General features: G+C 68.4%; 23 protein-coding genes. 10 read left to right on the top strand and 13 right to left on the bottom strand.

The genetic code is table 11. From position 1 onward, the window contains the following. Positions 1-2: 2 nt before the first annotated feature. The 5 genes from OG730_RS11045 to OG730_RS11025 all read left to right on the top strand — a co-directional run bounded on the left by OG730_RS11045 (position 3) and on the right by OG730_RS11025 (position 5380). The gene (locus OG730_RS11045) at positions 3-911 is read left to right on the top strand and encodes a PrpF domain-containing protein (RefSeq protein ID WP_327304088.1); all 909 of its coding nucleotides are present in this window, start codon (positions 3-5) and stop codon (positions 909-911) included. 131 nt (positions 912-1042) lie between these two features. Beyond that, positions 1043-1780 (top strand): SDR family oxidoreductase, encoded by a 738-nt coding sequence (locus OG730_RS11040; RefSeq protein ID WP_266903808.1) that lies wholly within the window; start codon positions 1043-1045, stop codon positions 1778-1780. A gap of 31 nt (positions 1781-1811) precedes the next feature. Next, positions 1812-3389 carry a class I tRNA ligase family protein gene (locus tag OG730_RS11035; protein WP_327304087.1) on the top strand — a complete coding sequence of 526 codons (1578 nt, stop codon included), beginning with the start codon at positions 1812-1814 and terminating at the stop codon, positions 3387-3389. A gap of 147 nt (positions 3390-3536) precedes the next feature. Beyond that, entirely contained in the window at positions 3537-4835 is a 1299-nt protein-coding gene (mshA, locus tag OG730_RS11030; protein ID WP_327309218.1) for a D-inositol-3-phosphate glycosyltransferase, read from the top strand. Between the two features lie 230 nt (positions 4836-5065). After that, the gene (locus OG730_RS11025) at positions 5066-5380 is read left to right on the top strand and encodes a hypothetical protein (RefSeq protein ID WP_327304086.1); all 315 of its coding nucleotides are present in this window, start codon (positions 5066-5068) and stop codon (positions 5378-5380) included. 116 nt (positions 5381-5496) lie between these two features. Here the strand turns inward: OG730_RS11025 and OG730_RS11020 are convergent, their stop codons facing one another. The 10 genes from OG730_RS11020 to OG730_RS10975 form a co-directional block, all read right to left on the bottom strand. Then, positions 5497-6549, bottom strand: coding sequence for a helix-turn-helix transcriptional regulator (locus OG730_RS11020; protein WP_266903805.1), 1053 nt, complete (start codon positions 6547-6549; stop codon positions 5497-5499). 94 nt (positions 6550-6643) lie between these two features. Continuing rightward, positions 6644-7645: a helix-turn-helix transcriptional regulator gene (locus OG730_RS11015; protein WP_327304085.1), complete on the bottom strand. Its 1002-nt coding sequence runs from the start codon at positions 7643-7645 to the stop codon at positions 6644-6646. Between the two features lie 54 nt (positions 7646-7699). Further along, the gene (locus OG730_RS11010) at positions 7700-8101 is read right to left on the bottom strand and encodes a Fur family transcriptional regulator (RefSeq protein WP_266912615.1); all 402 of its coding nucleotides are present in this window, start codon (positions 8099-8101) and stop codon (positions 7700-7702) included. A 154-nt stretch (positions 8102-8255) separates the two neighbouring features. Continuing rightward, on the bottom strand, positions 8256-9113 hold the full coding sequence (locus OG730_RS11005) for a class I SAM-dependent methyltransferase (protein WP_327304084.1): 858 nt from the start codon (positions 9111-9113) through the stop codon (positions 8256-8258). A 221-nt stretch (positions 9114-9334) separates the two neighbouring features. After that, complete coding sequence (locus tag OG730_RS11000) at positions 9335-9748, bottom strand: GNAT family N-acetyltransferase (protein WP_327304083.1); 414 nt, start codon at positions 9746-9748, stop codon at positions 9335-9337. A 197-nt stretch (positions 9749-9945) separates the two neighbouring features. After that, entirely contained in the window at positions 9946-10857 is a 912-nt protein-coding gene (locus OG730_RS10995) for a M56 family metallopeptidase (RefSeq protein ID WP_327304082.1), read from the bottom strand. Then, entirely contained in the window at positions 10854-11243 is a 390-nt protein-coding gene (locus tag OG730_RS10990; protein WP_327304081.1) for a BlaI/MecI/CopY family transcriptional regulator, read from the bottom strand. The genes OG730_RS10995 and OG730_RS10990 overlap by 4 nt, the downstream gene beginning before the upstream one ends. Positions 11244-11423: 180 nt before the next feature. Next, positions 11424-11705 (bottom strand): metal-sensitive transcriptional regulator, encoded by a 282-nt coding sequence (locus OG730_RS10985; RefSeq protein ID WP_327304080.1) that lies wholly within the window; start codon positions 11703-11705, stop codon positions 11424-11426. A gap of 10 nt (positions 11706-11715) precedes the next feature. Further along, positions 11716-13974: a heavy metal translocating P-type ATPase gene (locus OG730_RS10980; protein WP_327304079.1), complete on the bottom strand. Its 2259-nt coding sequence runs from the start codon at positions 13972-13974 to the stop codon at positions 11716-11718. Positions 13975-14068: 94 nt separating this feature from the next. Next, positions 14069-14359: a heavy-metal-associated domain-containing protein gene (locus tag OG730_RS10975; RefSeq protein WP_327304078.1), complete on the bottom strand. Its 291-nt coding sequence runs from the start codon at positions 14357-14359 to the stop codon at positions 14069-14071. A gap of 176 nt (positions 14360-14535) precedes the next feature. Here OG730_RS10975 and OG730_RS10970 point away from each other — a divergent pair, with 176 nt between their 5' ends. Both OG730_RS10970 and OG730_RS10965 read left to right on the top strand, forming a co-directional pair. Then, complete coding sequence (locus OG730_RS10970; RefSeq protein ID WP_327304077.1) at positions 14536-15483, top strand: DUF8832 domain-containing protein; 948 nt, start codon at positions 14536-14538, stop codon at positions 15481-15483. Positions 15484-15740: 257 nt separating this feature from the next. After that, the gene (locus tag OG730_RS10965) at positions 15741-16022 is read left to right on the top strand and encodes a metal-sensitive transcriptional regulator (protein ID WP_266903795.1); all 282 of its coding nucleotides are present in this window, start codon (positions 15741-15743) and stop codon (positions 16020-16022) included. Positions 16023-16027: 5 nt separating this feature from the next. On the opposite strand, the gene OG730_RS10960 is transcribed toward OG730_RS10965, so the two are convergent. Further along, entirely contained in the window at positions 16028-16882 is an 855-nt protein-coding gene (locus tag OG730_RS10960) for a class I SAM-dependent methyltransferase (RefSeq protein ID WP_327304076.1), read from the bottom strand. Positions 16883-16998: 116 nt separating this feature from the next. Between OG730_RS10960 and OG730_RS10955 the strand changes: the two genes are divergently transcribed. The 3 genes from OG730_RS10955 to OG730_RS10940 all read left to right on the top strand — a co-directional run bounded on the left by OG730_RS10955 (position 16999) and on the right by OG730_RS10940 (position 21101). After that, on the top strand, positions 16999-17607 hold the full coding sequence (locus tag OG730_RS10955; protein ID WP_327309217.1) for a TetR family transcriptional regulator: 609 nt from the start codon (positions 16999-17001) through the stop codon (positions 17605-17607). A 1125-nt stretch (positions 17608-18732) separates the two neighbouring features. Continuing rightward, positions 18733-19023, top strand: a complete 291-nt coding sequence (locus OG730_RS10945; RefSeq protein ID WP_327304075.1) for a hypothetical protein — start codon at positions 18733-18735, stop codon at positions 19021-19023. Positions 19024-19700: 677 nt separating this feature from the next. After that, entirely contained in the window at positions 19701-21101 is a 1401-nt protein-coding gene (locus OG730_RS10940; protein WP_327304074.1) for a hypothetical protein, read from the top strand. 842 nt (positions 21102-21943) lie between these two features. Here OG730_RS10940 and OG730_RS10935 read toward each other — a convergent pair. Together OG730_RS10935 and OG730_RS10930 are read right to left on the bottom strand one after the other, a co-directional pair. Continuing rightward, positions 21944-22591 (bottom strand): fasciclin domain-containing protein, encoded by a 648-nt coding sequence (locus tag OG730_RS10935; RefSeq protein WP_327304073.1) that lies wholly within the window; start codon positions 22589-22591, stop codon positions 21944-21946. A gap of 96 nt (positions 22592-22687) precedes the next feature. Next, positions 22688-24271 carry a molybdopterin-dependent oxidoreductase gene (locus OG730_RS10930; protein WP_327304072.1) on the bottom strand — a complete coding sequence of 528 codons (1584 nt, stop codon included), beginning with the start codon at positions 24269-24271 and terminating at the stop codon, positions 22688-22690. Positions 24272-24363: the final 92 nt, after the last annotated feature.

Here is a 24363-nt window from a genome sequence, read left to right as displayed (position 1 = left end):
CCGTGATCGCCACAGTGGTGAGGGCCGCGGGGGCTCCCGGCCCCACCCTGGTCGTGGAGCTGTCCGAACTGCCCCTAGGCGCACTGGCGTTGCATGCGGAACTCCGCGGCCTTCGGGAGAGCTTGGAGGGGTCTAGCTACGACCGCCTCGCCAAGATCGCCCTCTACGGGCCCTCGGGCGCGCCCGGCACGGACCTGGACTATCGCTTCGTCCAGGCCATGCCGGACGGCAGTTTCGACTTCCGTACCGGATGCGGTCACTCCCTGCTCGCCTGTGTAGCCGCCGCCGGGTCGCCCGGTCCCGTCACCGTGCGGGCCGTAACCACCGGGGACGAGGTCGTGTGCGTGTCGGAACAGCCTCACGGAGGGGTTCCGGACACTTACACGCTGCACTTCTTGCGGGCGCCGGATGCACCAGGCGTGCTGCCCACGGGCCGGCCTCTCGACCGGCTCGACGGCGTTCCCGTTTCCCTGGTCAGGTACGGAAACCCTTACGTCTTCGTGGACGCCCGCGACCTGGGGATCCGTAGCCGCGACCAGCTCTTCGCCGCCGGGGAGATGGTACTGCGCCGGCTCCTGGCCCTGCGAGCCCTCGCCGCTGAGGTGCTGGGACACCCGCCCCACTCCGCCCTGCCCAAGATCGCTGCTGTCGACTACTCCGCGGCCACCCCCGCTGTGCGCGCCGTCACCGTCGGGGGCTGGCATCCCTCGCTCGCACTCACCGGTGCCACTGCCCTCGCCGCGGCGGCCGCGCTGTGCGGTACGGTCGTGCGCCCGCTCGATGGAGTCGTCGACACTCCCGGCGGCCCGGTCACGGTCTCCTCCACGGCCAACCGGGTCAGCGTGCACCACAAGCGCGCGACCGTTCTCCGACGGATGGAGCTGCCGTGGCGTATCCACGCAACGGCGTGAATGCGCAACCCTTGTGGGGGACTCCCCGCTTCCCGTCTCTGGCACGCTGATGTGGAGCCCCCGTCCGGATTACCGGACGGGCGTCGTGAATTCGACCGCATTCGCATCCCAGCGGGGAGACCGAGCGAAGAATGAAATTCGAAAATCTGCGTGTTGTAGTCACGGGTGCCTCGCGCCATTTCGGCCGAGCGCTCGCCATTGGATTCGCCCACTTGGGAGCCGAGGTCTACGTCTCGGCTCGGACCGTGGAGTTGGCCGAGCGAACCCGTGCCGAGGTCATGGGGTCCGCACGCGACCGTATCCATGCCTTCGGCTGCGACCTCAGCCGACCGGCGGAGATCAGGGAGTTCGCCCGCCAGGTCGGCGAACACACCGACCGGGTGGACCTGCTGGTCAACAACGGTGCCCGATGGCTGGACGCCGTCGATCTGGAGGACGCGTCGGACGACGCGATCGTGGAGACCATCGAGTCCACGGCCGGCGGCACGGTCCTGATGGTGAAACACTTCCTGCCGCTTCTGAGGTCGTCCCAGCGCCCCGACATCGTCAACATGGTCGCCGTACGGGACGCCGGCGGATCCTCCGTGGCGGCGGCGCACGAGGCGTTCTGGACGGCCAAGAGCGCACAGGCCGGGTTCGCCGAAATCCTTTCACAGCGACTGAGGCCTTCCGGTGTCCGGGTGTTCTCCCTGTATCCCCCCGACTTCTCCACTTCCGACCCGCGATTCGCCGAGTGGGACGGAATCAAGGCGGACGACGCGATACGCGACGAGAAACTCACCACCCAGGCCCTCTTCGAATGCATCGTCTACGCCGTTGAGCAGCCGCGTGACTGTTTCATCCGCTCCTTCCATTTCGAGCCTCGCTGAGCACTTCGCACCACAGCGTCAAGGAGGTCCCATGAGCACCCCTTTCTGGATCACCGCGACCCCGCCCGCCACGCACGGTGAACTCCACATCGGTCACCTTGCGGGACCGTACGTCGCAGCCGATGTTCTGTCCCGCTACCTGCGCGCCGAGGGCGAACCGGTCCTGTTCACCACCGGCACCGCTGACCACACCAGTTCCGTACACGTACGCGCACTGCGGGCGGGTCGCAAGCCGGAGGAGGTCTCCGAGGGCTATCGGGCCGCGATCACCGCGGACTGGCTGCGCTCGGGCATCGAGTTCGATCACGTCGTGCGCCCGCGTCAGGACCGGGGATACGGCCGCTGGGTGGCGGACCTCTTCCGGCGGCTGCACGCGGAAGGCGTCATCGCCCCGCGTACGAGGATGCTGCCGTACTGCGAGCCGTGTGGCCGTTGGCTGTACGGCGCGCACGTCACGGGGGCCTGCCCGCACTGCGCAGCCGTCAGCGACGGCGGGATGTGCCACGAGTGCGCCCGCCCCAATGACGGTGGGGACCTCGTGGAGCCCCACTGCGCCGTGTGTGCCACCCCGGCAGTGCCCCGGCGCTGCCGCCGCCTCTACATCCCGCTGGAACCCTTCCGCGAAACGCTCGCCGACTACTGGGCCGCCACCGGCCTGCCGCCCCGTCTCGCCGCACTGTGCGAGTCGCTGGTCGAGGACGGTCTGCCGGACATCGCGGTTTCGCATCCGGCGGAGTGGGGGCTGAGCGTCCCGGTGGACGGTTTCCCCGAGCACCGGATCGACGGCTGCTTCGAGGCAGCCGCGATGCATCTCTTCGGCTACGGCGACGACCGGCCGCTGCCTGAACGCACTATCCACTTCTGCGGGTTCGGCCATGCCTTCTGCCACGCCGTCTTGCTGCCGGTCATTCTCCTGTCCCAGGGCATCAAGCTTCCACAGGAATTCTGTGTGAACGAGTCGTTCGTCATCGAGGACAAGGTCATCGTCTCCGGCTCCGATCACAAGGTGTGGGCGCTGGACCTCCTTACCGAGTACGGGTCCGACACGCTCCGCCGCCACGTCCTGCAGGCTCGCCCGCTGGGCCGGCGAACGGTGTTCCATGCCGACCGGCTCGATGCTGCCCGAAAGGAGTTGGACGAGAACTGGAACAGCTGGCTGTCCCGGCTGTTCGCGGCGGTAAGGGCAGAGAGCGCGGGCTTGGCTCCCGCGGCGTTGCCCGGTGGCACAGGCTGGGAGGTCTTGGCGCAGCGACTGCTGAGGGCGGTGGAGGATCTGCGCGAGGCGTACGGTCCTGACACCTTCGATCCCCGCAGGGCGGTCGCCCTGCTCGATGAAATCGTCCGCTTGGTGTCCGACTTCGGCCACGTCAACGCCCACGAGACATGCCGCCCCACGGCGGACTGCCGTCACCTTCCGGCCCTGTCCGCCCAGCTGGCGGTGGCCTCTGCACTAAGCGCCTGGGCCCGGCCGGTGATGCCGGAGGGCGCGGACCGTCTGGCGGCGGCGCTCAAGGCGGCGCCCGGGCGCCCCGTATCCGATGCGGCACTCGCCCCGCTGCCGCCCGGCAGTCGGCTGGCCCCACCGTCGGGTCCGATTTTCGGCTTCTGACCGGGCGGCCCCGGGCAGGCCCTCAGACGCAAGACAGTAAAACGGCAAGATCCCCCCTTCGCCGCGTGGCGCGCCGGCCGGCCACGCGGCGGGCGCAGGGCACGTGGCCCGTTCCCCTAGGAGCTCCACGTGTCCCTGCGCGTCGCCATGCTCAGTGTCCACACCTCACCGCTTCACCAGCCCGGCACCGGGGACGCGGGCGGCATGAACGTCTACATGGTTCAGCTCTCCCGCGCTCTCGCCGAACAAGGCATCGAAGTAGACCTCTTCACCCGCTGTCGCGGTGAGGGCCGGCCGTCCCAGGTCGACCTCGCCCCGGGTGTACGGGTCCGCCATCTGCACGCGGGGCCACGCGCCGCCCTTCCCAAGGAGGACATGCCGGGTCTGGTGGTGCCGTTCTCGCTGGCGCTGATGAAAGAGCGGCGGTGCTACGACCTGGTCCACTCCCACTACTGGCTCTCCGGCCAGGCCGGCCGCATCGCCGCCGCCGGCTGGGGGATACCGCTTGTGCACACCGCACACACCCTCGCCCTGGTGAAGAACGCCGCCCTCGCCGCCGGCGACACCCCCGAGCCCGAGCTGCGGATCCGGGGCGAGCAGCAAGTCACCGCCTCTGCGGACAGGCTGATCGCCAACACGGCAGACGAGGCTGGGGCGTTGCGGGGCCTCTACGGGGCGTCGGCACCTCGTGTCGACGTGGTCCGACCGGGCGTGGATCTGGACACCTTCCACCCCGGTGACGGTCGGGCAGCGGCGCGGGCGCGACTCGGGTTGCCCACCGGGTCCTTCATCCCCGTGTACGCGGGACGAATTCAGCCACTCAAAGGCCCGGACGTCCTCGTGAGAGCGGTCGCCGAGCTCCTGAGGACCGACGCTGCGCTGCGCAGCCGTCTTCTTGTCCCGGTGGTCGGCGGACACTCGGGCGCCGGACCGGTCGGCGGACCCTGGGACCTGGCGCGCGAGCTGGGGGTGGCGGACGTACTCCGGTGCCTTCCGCCCGTGGCGCAGGCGGAGCTGGCGGACTGGTACCGGGCGGCGGACGTTCTCGTGGTGCCCTCGCGCAGCGAGTCCTTCGGGCTGGTGGCGCTGGAGGCGCAGGCGTGCGGAACCCCTGTACTGGCGGCGGCCGTCGGTGGACTGCCGACGGCCGTGTGGGACGGGGTGACCGGAGTGCTGGTGCCCGGCCACGACCCGGTGGACTACGCCCGCTGCCTGCGGTGGTTTGCGCAGCATCCCGAGGCCGTCGTGAGCATGGGCGGGGCCGCGGTGCGCCATGCGCGGGCGATGAGCTGGCAGGCCGCGGCCACGCGGACGCTGGAGGTGTATCGGCGCGCACTGTGTGCGCAGCGGCCTGCCGGAACGCAAATGAGGCAGGAGCGACGGCACGCTCCTGCCTCACCGGCGCTTCCCTCCTGGAGGGTGGAGAAGGCCGGAATACCAGCCTAACATCTCTTTTGGTCTGACCAAAGAACTGGAACTGTAACGTCTGTATGAACTCTCGCGGGATCGTGGCGTGTTGACGTCTCTTGTCTCATCCACGCCATGGCGTTTCCACGCATGGAGGAATACTGGATTCAGCCTTGGGAGTGCGACAAGAATAGAGATGTCTTCAAGGGGATCCCGGCGGCACGGGGCCTACGAAGGCGGAAATCGCATTCCACATTCCTGGAGGAATCATGTCTGCTGGGCACACCACCGGAATTCGCAAGACGGCCGGCCAGTTCGCCCTCGCGCTCCTGCTCTGTACCGCGGTCGCCGGCGGAGCGGCGGTCGCCGTATCCCCGTCGACGACCGCTTCGCAGCGCTCGGTGGCCGAGGGTTCCGACCCTGGTGCTCCGTCCCCGAGCCCGTCGAACGGCAACGGCTGGGACTCCGCCAAGCCGACCCCGGCGTCGGCGGACGGTGCCGACACCCCGGTGCCGTCTCCGACTCCGTCGAACGGAAACGGCTGGGACTCCACCAAGCCGGCCCTTGTGGCTCCGGGCAATTGACGCCGACGAAGCGCGCCCCGTGATCGCCGCTCCAGGTGAACACGGGGCTTTTCGGCCTTGCGGTCCGAAGCGGCGCGTCAGTATTCGCCACTGTGCAGGTCGGAATTGGGCAGGAGTCAGTCGAGCCAGCCGAGCCGATAGGCGCGTACGCCGGCCTCGAAGCGGCTCGATGCACCGAGCTCCTGCATCACCTCGGACAGCATGCGACTCACTGTCCTCAACGAGACTCCCAGACTTCGGGCGATCTTTTCGTCCTTCATGCCAGAAGCCAGCATTTTGAGAGCGGCCCGCTGCTGTTCGGACAGGCCGTCCCCGCCGCGTTCGGCAGTGACGTCGTCGCCGTACGGAGTCGCCGTGTGCCAACAGTGCTCGTACAGCGCCAGATACGAGCGGACGAGCGCCGGCCCGCGAGCCAGGATCGCGCCGGCGGCCCGGTCCTCGCGGTGGACGGGGAGAACGGCGAACTGCTGATCCGCGATGATCATGTTCATGGGGACCGCGGGGGACAGCCGGATCTCGACGCCCACTTCTACCCGGCGGCGCAGCATCTCGGCTGCCTCCGGGGATGCGGTGATGCGTTGGTGGTAGATGGCGCGGATGCGCACGCCGTTCTCGATCTGCCTCAGATCCCGGCTGAGTACGCGGTCCGCGACCTCGCGCACAAGGGCGGTTACGTGCATGGACGCGAGGTTGTGCTGGATGACATCCGTGATGTCCTCCAGCGCCTGCTGGATCCTCCGGTAATCACTGAGAAGCTCTACCTCGACTTCGGAGCCGTTCAGCGAGCCGGGCCGAAGAAATCTCCCCACTAATGCTTCGAGAGTGCTGTAGGCACGGTCGGACTCGTCCAGATGCTCCCGGAGACGCTCGCGCTCCTGCTGCAGCATGCGGAGAAGAGCGATCTCGGGGTCGACCACGGCAACCGTATCCGGTCCGGACTCCCAGGTACCCGCCTGGAGATCGGCACGTGTGGCGTGGGTGGTGCTGGTCGGCACGATGAGGCCGAGGGCGATCAGTTCCGCTCGTCGCTGTTCGTACTCTTCCGGCGGTAACTTCAGCTCATCGAAGACCTCGTCGAGATTGGACACCCCGCGCTGGCGGAGTTCCTGGTAAAGCGCGAGAACCCTCTCGGCCGACTGGATACCGCTGCTGTCGTCACCCGTCGACATTGTGAAGTGACCCCCCTGATCATCAGAATGCCCGCCACACCTTGCCACACACCGGGACAAGAACTTCCGGCCCCGAAGTGGCTTGTGGGGCAGGTCACGCAGGGCCCTCCGGCGTGCTGCTCCTCGCGTCCAGCCAACCGAGACGGGCCGCCTTGACCCCCGCCTCGAAGCGGCTCGCGGCCCCCAACTCCTGCATGATTTCCGAGAGGAGGCGACTCGCGGTGCGCAGGGACACCCCCAGGTTGCGGGCTACCTCCTCGTCCTTTACGCCTGAGGCGAGCATGTGAAGTGCGGCTACCTGCTGTTCAGACAGCCCGTCGCCGCCGCGCTCGGCAGGGGAGTCCTCCCCGTGGGGTGTCGCGCAATGCCAGCAGTACTCGTACAGCGCCAGGTACGAGCCGACCAGTGCGGATCCCCGCGCGATGATGGCGCCCGCGGAGAGATCGTGCAGGTCGATGGGTAGGAGGGCGAAATTCTCGTCCGCGAGGAACATGTTCATCGGGACCACGGGGGAAAGTCTTATTTCCACCCCCAGTTCGGCTCGATCTCGCAGGTGCCGCGCCATGTCCGGTACAGAGGCCGCGCGGCGCCCATACATGGCTCGCACCCTCACACCGCGCGCCAGCTGTCGCCGATCTTCTTCGAGCGTCTGTTCGCTCTCCTCGCGGCCGACCGCTCCTGTATGCATGGTCTGACGGTCGTGTGTCACGGACTCGGAGATTCCGGCTCGCTCCAGGTGGACGCGGCTGAGGTCGGTCACGATCTCGACCCCGATCTCACGCTCGGGTGTGGCGCCGGCCCGCAAGACGGGCCCGGCCAGAATGTCCAGGGTGTCGTGGAAGCGGCCGGTCTCTATCAGCCGGTTCTGCAGGCGTTCCCGTTCGGCACGGAGGAGCCCGAGCAGTGCGATGCCCGGTTCGACGGCAGTGCGGCTGTCTCTGGCCCCGTGGTGATCAAGCAGACCGAGCCCGGAAAGCTCGGCCAGGCAGCGCTCGCGCTCTTCGGTCGAGAATCCCAGGGAGGCTGCGATCTTCTCGACTCCGGACTCCGGGCGCTCACGAAGCTCAAGGTAAAGCGCGAGGGTCTGGTCGCCCACTCGCGGACCGATCCCGTACCTGCTCAGAGTGCAGCACCCCCTCCGGACTCAGGCTCAATCCCCCGCTGCGCGGAGGCAGTCGGGGCACAAGCCCTTGAACACTACATCCGCTTCGCCCATCTGCCACTCCTGGAGACCCTCGCCGATCGCTTTCGGCACCTCGGATTCCACGTTCTCCACCCGGCCGCAGCGCACGCAGAGCGCATGCTGGTGAGGTGTGCCTGAGATCTCGAAGACGGCCGGCAGTCCAGGGCGGTCGAACTTTGTGGCCAAGCCCGTATCGAGGAAGTGGCGAAGCATCTCGTAGACGGCCTGGCTGGTCAGGGTGCCGAGCCGCTCACGGGCGGTCGCGGTGATGGTCTCGACGTCCATGTGGCCACCCGCTGCCATGACCTGGAGCACCTCCAGGCGGGGCCCTGTGACCCGCAGTCCTACGTCACGGAGGCGCTGGATCACCGCCTCGCGGCCCGTTGACACCTGCACGCCAGCCACTCCTCCGCCACCCCTGTCAGCAGGTGTCCATCACCTGGTCGGCCCAAAGGTTTGAGGGCATCGTACCTCTTGCCTGCCCGACTGGGAGGGGAGTGGGCGGAGTCGGTCGCTGTGGTCGTCAGGCGTGGGCCCGGCAAACGAGGAACACGCTCTCGGTCCGCTCGTCGATACGGCGGCGTCGCCGGCCCTCGATGCGGAGTCCGGCCGCGTGCAGCTCGTCCGTGAGCCGTTGCGGGTCGATGACCCACTTGTCGGTGGTCAGGACCACCCGCTCGGAACTCGACTTGCCCGTCCGGACCGCGTAGTACGTGATGCGCTCGCTCATGTCCGCCAAGTCGAAGACCTGGCGAGCCACCACCCACTCCTCGATCCCGTCGAAGCGGGGAACTTGGAAAGCCCAGGTGCGGTGGGGATCCTCGGACAGCCCCCGCAGCTGGTGCGCCGTGTAGTCGAGGGCGAGCGCGCCGCCGGGGTCCAGGTGTGATGCGATCTCGCGCAGTAGTTCGGGGCGCGCCCGTGGCGATACGGCAGAGACCATCGTCCCGGCGAGCAACGCCAGACGGTACGTGCGCCGCAGGTGCAACTCCGCGAGGTCGGCGCGAGTGGGGATCACCAGCCGCGACACCTGCGGCCCGATCCGTCGGCCCCACGTCTGGAGCCGTTCCAGGCTCGAAGCATCCCGGTCGACAGCCTCGACGAGGAAGCCGTGCCGGGCGAAGGGAACGGCGAGTCGACCCGCCCCTGAGCCGAGGTCGAGGACCGGGCCGCCAGTGGCCCGAGCCAGCCTCAAGTAGCGGACGATGTCGGCGCTGTGGGGGCCGAGCAGTGCGTCGTGCAGCCACACCGAGTCATTGTCGACGGGAGAGGTCGACTCGAGGCCGGGCAGGTATTCCGCGGTGGCGCGGATGCTGGTGCCCAGTGCCTCACACCGTCCCGTGTATTCGGACGGCAGGACCGGCACAAGCGCTGCAGGCACGACGGGCAGGGAAGTGCCGCTCGGTGTGTGCATCGCTCCTCCAGGGGCTCGTTCGGTCCAGCGGCCCGGCTAGGTTCCGTGCCGCCGGGGCCGCGCCGTTGAGGAAATCCTGTCCTGTGGTGCGGGGACGGACCAGCGGAATGGGCTGCGTGAACACGCGATGGCGTGGATCTGCCACGGTCTGGAGTGATGCGGGGTGGCGGCGATGACCCAGCGGCAGGTCAGAGCATGCGGCCGAGCCGTAGCGGCGCGACGAGGGCGAAGTCGTGGTGCGTGAAGAACGGCAGCGCAGGGTCCTTGCCGACGGGAAGACTGATTCGCTGGGAGGTGGCGCCGTACGCGACCATCCGTATGGTGACCGCCGCAAGCAGTGCCGTCCCCACGCCCTTGCGGCGCCGGCCGGGAGCGGTGCACAGGGCGTATATCTCACCCTGGGTCGGAACTGCGACGCCGCCTGACGCGACACCTTGGATGTTGCCGTCAGGGTCCGCGGCCACCAGCCAGCCCAGCCAGCCCGGCGCCCCGCCGGGCATTTCGATTTCAGCTCTTAGGCGGGGCAGGGCGCACTGGTCGGAAACCAGCCGCTCGGTGTCGGTCCGTCCGAGGATTTCGCCGTAGCTGTCGCGAATCCCCACGGCGAGAAGCCGAGAAATTGATGTTGCGTCGTTAGATGCTGCCGTCCGGACGTGACCCAGCAGCATATGTCCATACCTCTCGCCGTTCCCGGTCCTGCGCTCGCACGGGCCCACAATAGCGGGGAATTCGAGTGAGGGAAGTCGATGCCAAACTTACGAATTCGCTTAGTAATTAGAGTGGTTGGGAGTAGGGGCTACTAACCCGGCACCGAACAACAGGCGAGGATCAGCGGAGTGATGGCAGCAGCCGCTGCCGTGACCGCGAACAGCCCACGCAAGACGGGGTGTCCCGAACGATGCGGAGTCAGGATTCGGCGCATGCGCAGAGCTGCCGAGGGGCCGCTCGCCGCGAATGCCTCGCGCGGTGCCCGTCCGACTGCCAGCGTGTAGAGCGCCGTGGCCAGTGCCTCCCGTGAAGCAGCACGCATCGCTTGATCGTCCGCTGTCATCTCCAGTAGGAGTGGTACGGCCCTTCCGCCGAGCCGCGCCAGCGGCAGTCGGGGGAAGGCGGTTGCGTAGGCCCTGGCCGCCGCGACGAGCAAATGATGACGGCCTGCGATGTGAGCCCGCTCGTGGCAGAGGGCGGCGGCCAGCTGAGGTTCCGTCAGGGTGGTGACCGCCCCTGACGAGACCACCACTTGGCGCGACCGTCCGGGAAGGCAGTAGACCGCGGGGCGTGGGTCGTCCAAGACGGTCGCTCCCAGCCTCGCGTCGTAGCGGCCGACCAATTGCAGTAGTCCTGCGTGTCGGGACCGGGCCCGACGCGCCCTCAGGACCTCACGCAGGAAGCCGGTGACGGGCAACGCCAGGACGGCGAGAGCGGTAGCCGCTGCGGCGTATTCGAGACCGGTCGCATGCCTCAGCTGGTGAAGGGAGGGGAAGGTCAGGGTCAGGGCCATGTCGACGATCCGGTGGCTGACCCTGCCGGGGAGTAGCAGTTGTGCCGGGATCAGGGCCACCGCGAGCGCGAAGATCAGGCCGCATGCCGTCCATACGGTGAGCGCCAGCCGCGGAACCTGTTGGGCCCAGCGGGCGCGTGCCAGCGTCCAGGGCAACAACGCGCCTGTGGCGAGGGCGAGTCCGAGGGGAGGCAGGACGTGATGGTTCATTGCCCGCTCCGGAGGCCGTCGGCCGGGCGGTCGCGTCGGGCGGCGCGTAGTACGGCGTCCAGCGTTTCCACGTCCTCGTGGGACATGCGTTCCACGAAATGCAAGAGGGCGGCCTCGCGGTTCTGGCTGTCCCCGAGTGCGTCCTGCATGAGACCTGCCGTGTACTCCTCGCGACTGCGGACCGCCTCATAGAGCCACGCGCGACCGGCTTTCTTGCGACGCAGCCATCCCTTGCGGTGAAGGATGTCGGCAACCGTCATGACGGTCGTGTAGGCGACCTGGCGCTCCCGGTTTATGTCGTCGACGATCTCGCGGACCGTAGTGGGGCGTTCCCACAGCCACACCCGGTCCATGATCTCGGCTTCCAGCTCTCCCAGCCGGCGCACACGCATCCCCCTCGCCACTTGCCCCTCGCGAGCGGCTCATCGTACGGGCCGCCACCGCAGAACCGACATACCCCCGGCGGGTATTCCGGTGTGATTCGTCGTCAACACCACGGACCGCCCCCGCAGCGTGGTCTTCTTCGCTCGGGGGCGGTCCATGATGGGTACGTGAGGGCCGTGAGATCAGGCCCGGATGAGCCGGGCGATGGCTTTCGAAGCCTCGCCCACCTTCACCTTCGCCTGGTCCCCACCCGCGGTGATGGCCTCGGTGACGCAGCAGCTGAGGTGTTCGTCCAGCAGGGCCACCGCGCACGACTGCAATGCGGCGTTGATCGCGGCAACCTGCGTGAGGACGTCGATGCAGTACGAGTCCTCGTCGACCATCCGCTGGACCCCGCGGACCTGTCCCTCGATTCGGCGCAGGCGTCTGATGATGACTTCCTTGCTCTGTACGTAACCGGCCACGGGAGGCTCCTCAGTTGTCGGCGGCCTGGAAGCCACGCAGTCGCAGGCTGTTGCCGACGACGAAGACGGAGGAGAAGGCCATGGCCGCTCCGGCGATCATCGGGTTGAGCAAGCCGGCCGCGGCGAGCGGCAGGGCGGCCACGTTGTAGGCGAAGGCCCAGAACAGGTTCGAGCGGATGGTGCCGAGCGTCTTGCGAGCGAGGCGGATCGCATCCGCCGCAGCCCGCAGGTCTCCTCGTACGAGCGTCAGGTCACCCGCTTCGATGGCGGCGTCCGTGCCGGTTCCCATGGCCAGGCCGAGGTCGGCCTGGGCGAGAGCGGCCGCGTCGTTGACGCCGTCGCCGACCATCGCGACGCTGCGGCCCTCGGCCTGCAGCTTCTTGACGACATCGACCTTGTCCTGGGGCATGACCTCCGCGATGACCTCGTCGATCCCGACTTCGGCGGCGACGGACTCGGCGACGGCCTTGTTGTCACCGGTGAGGAGGATCGGCTTGAGGCCCAGGGCGCGCAGGCGCCGGATGGCTTCCGCGCTGGTCTCCTTGACCGCGTCGGCGACCTCCAGGACCGCGCGTGCCTCTCCGTCCCAGGCCACCGCGATGGCGGTGCGACCGGCGGCTTCGGCCTCCGCCTTGGCGCGCTCCAGTTCCACGGGCAGCTCCATCGCCCATTCGGTGAGCAGCTTCTCGCGGCCGACGAGAACGGCGTGGCCTTCGACGACGCCCTGGACGCCCAGTCCGGGGATGTTGGCGAAGTCCTCCGGGACGGGCAGCGCGCCGACCTTGGCGGCGGCGCCGGCGGCGACGGCCTGCGCGATGGGGTGCTCGGAGGCATGCTCCAACGCTCCTGCCAGGCGCAGTACTTGGCTCTCGTCGGTGCCGTCCGCGGTGTGCACGGCGAGCAGCGCCATCTTGCCGGTGGTGACCGTACCGGTCTTGTCCAGGACGATGGTGTCGACCTTGCGGGTGGTCTCCAGTACCTCGGGTCCCTTGATCAGGATCCCGAGCTGGGCGCCGCGGCCCGTGCCGACCATGAGGGCGGTGGGGGTGGCGAGGCCCAGGGCGCAGGGGCAGGCGATGATCAGTACGGCGACGGCGGCGGTGAAGGCGGCCGCGAGGCCGGAGCCGGTGCCGAGCCAGAAGCCGAGGGTGGCCAGGGCCAGACCGATGACGACCGGCACGAACACGGCGGAGATCTTGTCGGCGAGCCGCTGGGCTGCGGCCTTGCCGTTCTGCGCGTCCTCGACCAGCTTGGCCATCCGAGCCAACTGGGTGTCGGCGCCGATGCGGGTGGCCTCGACCACGAGGCGCCCGCCGGCGTTGAGGGTGGCGCCGGTGACGGAGTCCCCAAGCGAGACCTCCACGGGGACGGACTCGCCGGTGAGCATGGAAGCGTCCACGGCGGAGGAGCCCTCGACGACGGTGCCGTCGGTGGCGATCTTCTCTCCGGGGCGCACCAGGAAGCGGTCGCCGACCTGCAAGTCGGCCGTGGGTACGGTGACTTCGCGGCCGCTGCGCAGCACCGTCACTTCCTTGGCGCCGAGCTCCAGCAGCGCCTTGAGGGCGGCGCCGGCCTTGCGCTTGGACCTGGCCTCGAAGTAGCGGCCGGCGAGGATGAAGGCAGTGACCCCGGCTGCCGCCTCCAGGTAGATGTTTCCGGCGCCGTCGGTGCGGGCGATGGTGAACTCGAAGGCATGGGTCATCCCGGGCGTGCCGGCAGTTCCGAAGAACAGAGCCCACAGTGACCACAGGAACGCGGCGGTCGTACCCACCGAGATCAGTGTGTCCATGGTAGCCGCGCCGTGCTTGGCGTTGGTCCAGGCGGCGCGGTGGAAGGGCCAGGCAGCGTACGTGACGACGGGCGCGGTCAGAGTGAGCGAGAGCCACTGCCAGTAGTCGATCTGCAGGGCCGGGATCATGGCCATGGCGATGACCGGCAGGGCGAGCGAGACGGCGGTGACGAGCCGGTGGCGCAGAGGGCGCAGCTCGTCGTGCTCGTCCGGGTCCTCCCCGCTGCCGGACGAGCCGTTCGTACGGGGCGGCGCAGGCTCCTGCGCCGTGTATCCGGTGGCCTCGACGGTGGCGATCAGGTCCGCGACGGAGATGTCGGCGTCGAAGGTGACCTTGGCCTTCTCGGTGGCGTAGTTGACGGTCGCCTCGACGCCGTCCATGCGGTTGAGCTTCTTCTCGATGCGGGCCGCGCAAGAGGCGCAGGTCATGCCGCCGATGGCGAGCTCGACCTGGGCGGCGCCGGGAGTGATGGTGGTCATGAGGGCTGCTCCTCGTTCGAGCGCGGGGTGGAGGCCGGGGCCCGGTGGATGGACGGGGCCCCGGCGGCCAGGTTGGTCGGGGTCGGGCTGGGTGTCAGACCCGACTGGTCAGCTCGTAGCCGGCGTCGTCCACCGCCACGGTGATCGCGGCGTCGTCGGGGTCGCCGGCCGTGGTTACGGTGACGAGGCCGCCGTCCACGTCCACGTCGACGGAGAGGACCCCGTCGAGCGCGCTGACCGACTTGGTGATGGCGGTCTTGCAGTGGCCGCAGGTCATGCCCGACACGCGGTAGACGGTGGCGGTGCTGTCGACGACGGCTGTGGCGGTCGTCGATTCGCCGGCGTTCGTGCTGCAGGTGCCTTCAGGGGTACAGCAGGAAGACATGGGCTTCTCCTTGATCGATTCAGATACCCACAGGGGGTATCCGGACTGGGCTTCAGATATACCCCCCAGCGGTATCTCCCCGCAAGTGTTTCCTCGGCTTGACTTGGTACCCCCCAGGGGTATGGTGGGCTTCTGGAACCGCTGGACGCGGCACTACGTCGTACGGGAGAGCAGCCATGAACACCGGAGTGAAGACCGCCGTCTTTGCCGCCGCACTCGCAGCGACTTTCGGGGCCGCCTACGGGGTCGGGGCGGGCGTAGGACCCGTAGGTACACCGGCGAAAACGGAACATGCGGGCCACGCGGCACCGGCGCCGACCGATGCGGGCGCCGCCGGGCACGGAGCTCATGAGGAGGCCGCCCAAGGACCGGCGGCCGGGGGCCTGCAGGTGTCGGAGGGTGGCTACACGCTGGCCCTGGATACCCCGCAGATCGCCGCGGGTCAGGGTGAGCTGAAGTTTTCGATCAAGGATGCGGAAGGCCGCAAGGTCACCGCGTACAAGACCGAGCACGGCAAGGAGCTGCACTTCATCGTTGCCTCACGCGACCTCGCCGTCTATCGCCATCTGCACCCGGTGCGTGCGGACGACGGGACGTGGTCGACGCCGGTCGACCTTCCTGCGGCGGGGGCGTATAAGGCCTTCGCCGACTTCGCCCCCGCTGCGGAAGGCGCGAAGGGCGTCACCCTCGGCGCTGACCTGGCGGTGCCTGGGGCGTACGCGCCGAACTCCGTGCCCCCGGCCGCGACGACTGCGGAGGTGGAGGGCTATCAGGTCACCCTTGGTGGGACCCTCGACCCCGGTAAGGCCGGCGAACTCAAGCTCACGGTCAGCAAGGACGGCAAGCCGGTCACGAACCTCGAGCCCTACCTCGGGGCGTACGGCCACCTCGTCGCCCTTCGCGACGGAGACCTCGCCTACCTGCACGTCCACCCCAACGAGGGCGGCCCCGGGCCGGACGTCTCCTTCACTGCCACGGCCCCGAGCGCAGGAACCTACCGGCTCTTCCTGGACTTCCAGCACGAGGGCAAGGTTCGGACGGCAGCTTTCACGGTCCAGGCAGGCGGATCCACCGCCCCGGCCGCGAACACCACCACGGCCGAGCCGGGCGGGCACTCCCACTAGGGTGACGCGCAGGGGTGGCTCCCGGAGGAGGGCTCGCAGTACCTTGTGAGCCCCAGCGGCACGCGGCCGGAGCCGGCCATGATTCTTGACTCGGTGGATGTCGCCTGACCCTCACCTGTAAAAGGTGCCCCCGCCCGTCGCTCGGGCGGGGGCACCTATGCATTCGCCCGACGTTCAGCGGAACAGATAGCTGCAACCCATCGTTACGCTAATACCCCCTGGGGGTAAAGCGCCGATAGGAAGGAAGGGATCGCCTCGTGCACGGCTACACCGCCAACAAGGACGACATCCTCAAACGGCTGCGCCGCATCGAAGGCCAGGTGCGTGGTCTGCAGCGCCTGGTCGACGAAGACACCTACTGCATCGACGTCCTCACCCAGGTCAGCGCCACCACCAAGGCCCTGCAGTCCTTCGGGCTGACCATGCTGGAAGACCACCTCCATTCATGCGTCGCCGACGCCATCGCGGAAGGTGGCGATGGAGCCCGCGACAAGGTCCAAGAAGCCTCCCAAGCCATCGCCCGCATGGTTCGCACCTGATGGGATCAGCCGTGTAGGGGCTCCCGTGCAGCGGTGACCAGCCAGGAGCTGCTGCGAAGCCACACCGCTCCGTCCGCCTCGTGATCTCGCAGGGCGACCGTCAGCGCCTGGCGTGCCTGGGTCTGCTCCTGCGGCCCGACCTGGTCGAGGAGGTGGCGTCCAGGGCCGGAGTCGAGCAGGAACGCCGTGGCATCTGCCGCGTTGACACCCCACTTCCCCGGCACCTCGACCCGCTGTACAGCGACTTCGGCGAACCCGCCCGCGCTGAGCAGCATCCGGATGTGGTCGGGGTCGGTGAGCGAGAACATGCCGGGTGCGCCCGGCTTTCCGAAGCCGCCGAGCGGCAGGATGCCCTCGAGCGAGGCCAGGGCCTGCAGCCACCCGTTGGCTTCGGCTTCGGCCGCGCAGATGAAGGCCAGCCGGCCGCCGGGGCGCAGTGCGCGGTGGAGATTGGCGAACGCGGCGACGGGGTCGGTGAAGAAGGTCATGCCGTAGCGGCTGATGACCGCGTCGAACCCCTCGGGGTCGAAGGGGTGGACTTGGGCGTCGCCCTGAATGAAGGAGACGTTCTGCACGCCTTCGCGCAGGGCGCTGTCGCGGGCCTTCTCCAGCATCGGGCCTGACAGGTCCAGTCCGAGTGCCTGGCCGCGGGCGGCGCGCAGGGCTGCGAGCCGGGTGGTGCGGCCTGCCCCGCAGCCGATGTCCAGCACGCGATCGGTTTCCGAGATGGCCGCAGCCTCCAGGAGGGGCTGGTTGAAGCCGTCGTTGATGGCGTCCCAGCGTTCCTGACTGCGGGCCCATTGCTCGCCCTCGTAGCCGTTCCATGCCTCTGCCTGTGCGGTGTTGGCGAGTCGTTCCATGGGTGAACTCCCTCCCACCGGGGCGCGGTACGGCGCCCCGGCCCTAGTATGGGCAAGTGCCCAAACAGTATGGGCGAGTGCCCATACTTGCAATGGGCCTGAGGAAAGGGGTTGTTGTGTCACCTCGTGGAGTGGCGATTCCCGACTTGCGTGAGCGGCTGTTCGCGGCTGCGGAGCGGGTGGTGGCCCGCGACGGCGCAGGGGCCCTGACCAGCCGTGCGATCACCGTGGAGGCTGACTGCGGCAAGGGTGTCCTGCACACGCACTTCGCCAGCCTGGACGAGTTCGTTGCCGAGCTGGTCCTGGATCGGTTCGCGCGCAGCGCCCGGCAGGCCGAAGCGCTGAAGGCGAAGGTGGGCCAGGCGACGGTTGGAGATAATCTTCAGGAAGTCGTCCTCGTCCTGATGGACGCTCTGCCTCCTGCGGTGGTGGGGCTGGCGATGACACGCCCCGCGGCTGCGCTGCACACCCGGGAAGGCCTCCAGGCCGGCGCACCGGCGTTCGCCGCGATCCAGCAGGCCTTCACCTTCTACCTGCAGGCGGAGCAGCGCGGCGGTCGGCTGGCCGCGGGCGCCGATGCTGCCACCATCGCGCTCGCGCTCGTCGGCACGACCCACCACCTGCTGATGACACGCGATCCCGGACGGGGAGAGGATGCGAAGCTCACCATTGGTCGGCTGCTGGCTGTGCTGCTCCGCGGCGCCGAGCGGCCTCCGGTGACGTAGTACTTCGGGTCAGCGCCCGTGCCCATCGTCGTGGGCTGCTCCGCGGCGGGCGTGGCGGCAACGGTGCGGGCCGGTGCCGACGGCTTGGTCCGCGCGGGCTGCGGGCTGCTGGTAACGGCGGGTTCCTCGTGTTGGGTCTCGCTCCCACCCGTACCGGTGCCGTGGCTATGGCCGCCACCGGACTCGGGGGCCATGGTGGAGGCAACGCAGCGGAGGCCGACGGCTGCGACGAGTGGAATGAGGACGGCGAGTTCGGCCAGGCCGAAGATGCGCCACCAGGAGGCGCGCTCGTCCTTGATCACGTAGGCGACGAAGGAGGGCAGGACGTCGGCGGGGAAGTCCTCGAAGTGCTGGAGTGCGGGCAGTGTGGGCGAGGAAGGGGCCTTCGGCCTGGAATTTCTCGTGGAGTTCGCGGAGGCGGTCGTGGCGCTGGTCGACGGTGAAGCCGGGGACCATCCAGACGACTTCACGCAGGAAGTAGATGACGGTACCGATGTCGAGGAACTCGGTGGGCAGTCGCTCCGAGTGCAGATCTACCGGTCCGTAAGCGGGTGCGGTCCGCAATTGCTCCGGCTCTTGCTCCGCTTGGGCGGAGGGCGGAAGCGCCGACTCCGGGCCGAACCTGATGGCGAGGCCGTCGTCATAGTGGCGCCACCACGTTCGATACGCCCCGTACGTCGCGCAGGAGCCGTCGTCCTAGCCGCGGTGGGTGCCAGAGTGTGGCTGCTATGGCGGACGGATCGACTGATCTGGGGCAGCGATAGCCAGTGGCGGCACGAGGAGGCAGCCCTGGCAGTCACACTGACCACAGCCAGGGACGCTGACCCACCCAGCGTCACGGATCCGTGCGACGGCAGATTCCGCCTGGTGGCGGAGTTCCGGGCAGGCCCGGCCGCATGGCGGCGCAGTCCGCCACCGTGGCGCCCACGCCGGGTCGCCCCGAGGTGCGCGGCGCCAGTCCGTCGATCGCAGGCTGGGCTCTCGGGCTGGGCGGGGCGGGCCAGACCCTCGACCGCACCCTCTATGCGAGCCTCCTCCTCCCGCATATCCGTCACGACCCGCACCGCAGCCCTCGTCACCCTCGGCGGCGCTACCACGGCATCACTTGCCCTCATCCCGGGCCCGATGCCGCTACTTGTGGGCCTCGCGATCCTGGCCGGAGTCGCATGGGGCAACCTGACTCCGCTTCAGGCCACAGCTGTCACCGATCGCTGGGGCACCATTCAATACGGCCGGCTCTCCGGACTCGTGGGCGCACCGGGCCAGATCGCAGCCGCCCTGGTCCCCTGGGCCAGCGCAGCCCTCCCCACCTCACTCGGCGGATACTCCTACCTCTTCGCGGCCCTCGCCGTGCTCTCCGCCGTGGCCGCGCGTTTCGCCCTGGTCGCGCCAGGAGAAGGCCGCGGCCACCGCTGACCAGGTCCGTTCCAAGTGGCAACCAGCGTCACGTTTGCGCACGCAGCGCCCATAACGCACATCACCTACGTCACGAAGTCAGCCATGCGTCGCCCTGACCTGCAATTATCTTCCACCTGTTTTCGATTCACTTGTTTCTGACGACCCACCACGTGGAGTGCGTCGCGATCCTTGAACCGGTCGCGAAAAGCTCCTGACCTGCAGGTTTGTCGGTGCGCATTATGTGCGTTGTGGGCGTTACGGGCGATATCTTGACGCTGGTTTGACGCTCGTGACGCTCATTTGACGCTCATGGAAGGCATTTCTTGACGGGGTGTCAGTATTTACTGACGCCACGTCAGCAGTGGAAGCCGTCTTCTGGGTCGGGCTGTGTGCCCGGTCGGGAAGGCGGCTTTCTGTGTGCCGTGGTGGCGAATGCCAGCCTTGCCGGTGCGATGCGCGAGAGCCCCTGCCGGTTACGTTCTGTAGCAATTCTGGCTAGCCGCTACTCGTGTCGGCGGTAGGGGCCAGACTCCTCAGCCCGACTTTTGCCGTCCTGGCCGCCGTCCCTACTTCCGTGGGCAGAACGTATAGCCGATGCCGGTCGAGGCGGGGTCATTTCGCCGGTTCTCGGCTCGATGCCCGCCGATGGCCGGTAGAGCGGAGGTATCTGCCGGCTGAGAGCGTGAGGTGGGCGCATGCGCCGCTGGTCCCCGTTGAACGACCGCCAGCGAGAGCTCTTGAGGCGGCTGGATGCCGGCGTGGAGTTGGACTTGGCATCGGCTGAACGGCTCTCAGCATATGCGCTGCGCGACCGAGGGCTGCTGGCGATCGCTCGCCGTAGTGGGGCGGTGCGGGCCGAAGTCACCGAGGCGGGGGAGTTCTATCTGGAGCACGGTCACCATCCGGAGGATCCACGGTATGTCGGCGCGCCCCAGTCAGGTGCCAAAAGGATGCCCGCGCCGTACTCGGAACGGGCAGTGGCCGCCCGGGCCCGGCGGGCCAAGGCGGCCGAGCTCATCGAACGGCTCGTGGCTGAACGGCGGGTGGTCATTCCAGAGCCCGACGAGGAGACGGAAGCCGAATACCGGCGGGTCGTCGACTACGCGAAACGGCACGACCTCACGCCGCCGGGGAAGCGCGTCGAGAAGCTCCGCCTGTGGAACCGAGACCTTCAGATCTCCCTCGAAGACGGGCCGCATCACAACGCGAAGAGCCAGAGGCCTGAGAGCGTTCTGCCCATCCCTGTGCCCGCCCAATTGCGCTCCCTTCACCCAGTGGTAGGTGCTCTCAAGGAAGACCAGTGTCGGCTCGCCGTGTCCGCGCCTCTCCGGAGTAGGGCTCTGCGCCTGTTCCAGGGCCTGTGCGCGGAAGCGGTGAAACGTGGCTACGCGGTGCGCGAGCACCCGATGGCCGAGAACTACCGCAGCCGGTCCTATGGGTACGACGGCGCGTACATCCCCTCTCGTCCCTCCCGGCGCGAGGGCGAGCTGAACCTGGTCGTCGGCGACTTCACGTACACGGTGACCATCAAGCAGGAATTTCCGTTGTCCGAGGATCCGGAGCGGGCGCAGAGTCTGATGGTCGAGCTTCCGTACAGCCGATCGGGACGCCAGGGCAAGTGGGCCGACCGGAAACGGTGGAAGCTGGAGGACGTCCTCGGCGCGGTCCTGCGCGAGGTGGAAGTCCGCTCGCGGGAGGACGCCCAACGCCGGGTCGACGAGAAGCGGGCCGAGGAGGACCGGAAGGTCCGGTGGCGGGCGGCGATGGACTCGGCGCGGAAGCAGGCGATCCAGGCCCAGCTCGCCACTGTGCTGTGTGAGCAGGCACAGGACTGGCATCAGGCGAGAGCGCTGAGCCAGTACTGCGATGCCCTGGAGCGCCGACTGGCCGCGCCAGATGGTTCGGTAGCCCCGGAAACGCTCTCCACCCGACAGTGGTTGGAGTGGGCCCGCGCCTACGTAGGATCCCTCAACCCGCTGCGGGAGCTGCCTGGCATGCCGGCGCCCCGCGATCCCGGACCCGAGGAGCTGAAGCCGTACCTGAAGGGCTGGAGTCCACATAGCCGGGAAGAGCGTGATCACTCATGGCGCGGGTGAACAATAGCGCCGGCTCGTCTCCTGATGGGCAGTCACCAGGAAGCAGGCGCCGGACAGGACCGTGCGAGGCGCAGGTGGCCAGAGGGCTTCCTGGAGGTCCCCACGGCTTCAAGGGGTCGTCTCGCGAGGTGAAGGCCACCAGCAGGTCCTTCCAGTGCTGGTGGTACACGCGCCGGACTAATCCTGAGCAGGAAAGATGAAGCCATACGCCTTCGATGGGACGGTGTTGGCCCGCAACTGGCCCGGATCTAGGTCGTGGGGGAGTGAGGGTGCGTTGTCATTTCGCGGGATAGGCGTCGGCGGAGGCGCGCGCGCCTAAGACAACACCACTCGCGCGGTCCTGCACCTGGCTCTTGGTGGTGGACCTCCAAGGGGTGGGTCGCTTCGGCGTCCATGGCCGAGTCGGCGTGGAGATGCAGGACGATGGCGACCGGCAGGGCGATGTGGCGGACCACTTCGGCCAATTCTGCTGACGAGCAGCCGGATTGGCCTTGGTGGCCATCTCGACCGCCTCCCCCTGGGCGCTGCTGTGACCGTGAGCTTGCCGCCGATGCTCTTGGCTACCCGCCGTCCGTTCGGAAGCAGGTTCGTGTTCTGGAGAACGTGCTCGCTGTCGTGATGTCACGACCGGTTGTCGCGGTTGTGGGTAGCCAGCCGAGGAGCCTGCGTCGCCCTGGCAGTCCTGAGCGGTAGGTCGACACCGCCAGCCAGATCGGCGCGCGGCAGCGTGAACCGGTGCCTGGTGTGGGCCTTGCGCAGTCGAATGTCAGGGCGGTGTGTGGGCCGGCTTCCCCAGGGGAGGTGGAGCCGGCCCACACATGGTTGCTCAGCACGCGTGTGGGTTACTTCGGCATGAGGACGGTGTCGACGATGTAGACGTTGGCGTTGGCGGTCTTGACGTTGCCGCAGACGACGGTCGAGGCGTCGTTGACCTTGTAGGCCTCGCCGGAGCCGCTGGTGGTGAGCTTGGTCTTCTCCAGGGTGTCGAAGGAGCCACTCTCCAGCTGCTTCGGGGTGAGCTTCTCGCCGACGACGTGGTAGGTCAGGATCTTGGTGAGCATGGCCTTGTCGGCGAGGACCTTGTCCAGGTCGGCCTTCGGGATCTTGGCGAAGGCGTCGTTGGTCGGGGCGAAGACGGTGATGTCCTTGGCATTGTTGAGAGTGTCGACCAGGCCGGCCTGCTTGACGGCGGTGACCAGCGTGGACAGGGCCGGGTTGTTGGAGGCCGCGGTGGCGACCGGGTCCTTGGCCATGCCGTCAAAGGAGCCCGCGCCGTCGGCGGGGACGCCCGAACAGGCCGGGCCGAACGGCTTGTCCATCACCATCGAAGCATCCGGGGTAGCCGGCTGGGAGGCGGCGGGAGCTTCGCTGCTCTTGTCGGAGGAGGCCGAGTCACTCCCGGAGTCGGAGCAGGCGGCAAGGGCGAAGGGCAGGACGGCCGCCGTGGCGACGGCGAGAGCGGTACGACGGAAACGCAGGGTGTTCGACATGATCAAAATCTCCTGTTGTGTTCTCAGAAATACGCAAAGGGTGAGATGCGAGGCTGGGGCCGCGGCGAAAAGCCTTGGTCGATACCGGCCGGGGCTTTACGTGGTGACGAAGACGCTGTGCCAGCCGCTGGCGCCGTCGGGGATGGTCCTTGTGCGTTCTTCGGTCTGGACCTGGCCGGTGCCGTCAGTGGCACGGACGGTGAGGTTGTGGCCGCCCGGTGTCGGCTTCCAGGGGAAGGACCACTGGCGCCAGGTGTCCTTGTTCGCCTGGGGGGCGAGGTCGGCGGTCTGCCAGGGTCCGTCATCGACCCGGACTTCGACGCGGTCGATGCCGCGGTGCTGGGCCCAGGCGACGCCGGCCACCGTCACCACCTGGCCCGTGGGCCGGCCAAAGGGTTTGGGGGTGTCGATGCGGGCTTGGGTCTTGATGGGCGCCTTGCGGGCCCACTTGCGCTTGACCCAGTACGGGTCGTAGGAATCGAAGGTGGTGAGCTCGATCTCCTGGATCCACTTGCAGGCCGACACGTACCCGTAGAGACCGGGGACGAGCATGCGGACGGGGAAGCCGTGGTCGAAGGGCAGGGGTTCGCCGTTCATCCCGACGGCCAGGATCGCGTCGCGGCCGTCCATCACGTCCTCGACCGGGGAGCCGAGCGTCATGCCGTCGACCGACCGGGCGACCAGCTGGTCTGCTTTGCCGCCCTGGGAGGGTGCCTTGACGCCGCACTCCTCGAGCAGGTCGTCCAGGCGTACTCCGAGCCAGCGGGCGTGGCCGATGTAGGGGCCGCCGACCTCGTTGGAGACGCACGTCAAGGTGATGTCGCGCTCGATGAGCGGACGGTCCAGCAGCTCCTGGAAGGTGTAGGTGCGCGGGCGGGTGACGCCCTTGCCGCGGATGCGAAGCCTCCAGGTGTCCGCGTCGACTTTGGGGACGACGAGCGCGGTGTCCACGCGGTAGAAGTCCTTGTTCGGAGTCGTGAAGGCGCTGATCCCCTCCACCTTGAGCTGCGATCCCGCCGGGAGCGCGGGGGCGGCGGAGTCGGGTGCGGGCAGGGTGATCGCGGCCCTGGAGGCGGTGGCGCCCTGGCCGCTCTTGCCGATGAGGGCGCGCCCCACCGCTCCGGCGCCGGTTGCGGCGACTGCGGTGACGGAGGCCGCGGTGAGGAAGCCCCGCCTCGACCAGCCTCCTCCGGCGGTCTCCGCACCGGCGGGTGAGCTGCCGGAGTTCAGTTTCCCGGCCAGGAGGTAGAGGACGGCGGCGCCCGCGAGCGCACCGGCCACAGAGGGCAGTGCGTCCGCGACCCCTTGGGTGTCGGGCCTGCTCAGTGCGGCGGCCGCGCCGATCACACCGAAGATCAGGACACCCGCCGCACCTGCCCGCCGGTAGCGCAGGGAGACGATGCCGAGGATGACACCGAGGAGACCGAGGACGGCGAGGATGCCGAGCTGGAGAACGACCTTGTCGTTCTCACCGAACGTGCGGATCGCGAAGTCCTTGACCGCAGCCGGTGTCCGGTCGATGGCGGCGCCGCCCACAACGGTCACCGGCCCGGCCTGCGGCCGGATCAGGGAAGCTGCGAGCTCGGCCACCGCCAGCGCCGTGTACCCGGCCAGCAGACCGGACACGGCGCCCAGTGCGCTGCGGGCTAGGGACTTGCGGAAGGTGCTCACAATGCCCATTCGCTGTGGTCCGTCCGGCGGATTGGTCGCTTCTACGTTCAACTGGTTTTCCGCGCCTGGGCGGGCGCACCGGATAGGGGTGTCGGCCAAGC

It is taken from the genome of Streptomyces sp. NBC_01298, from assembly GCF_035978755.1.
In the GTDB taxonomy this organism is placed as follows: domain Bacteria; phylum Actinomycetota; class Actinomycetes; order Streptomycetales; family Streptomycetaceae; genus Streptomyces.
Note: the sequence above shows the minus strand (reverse complement) of the source record. Positions and strands in the feature narration are given on the sequence as shown.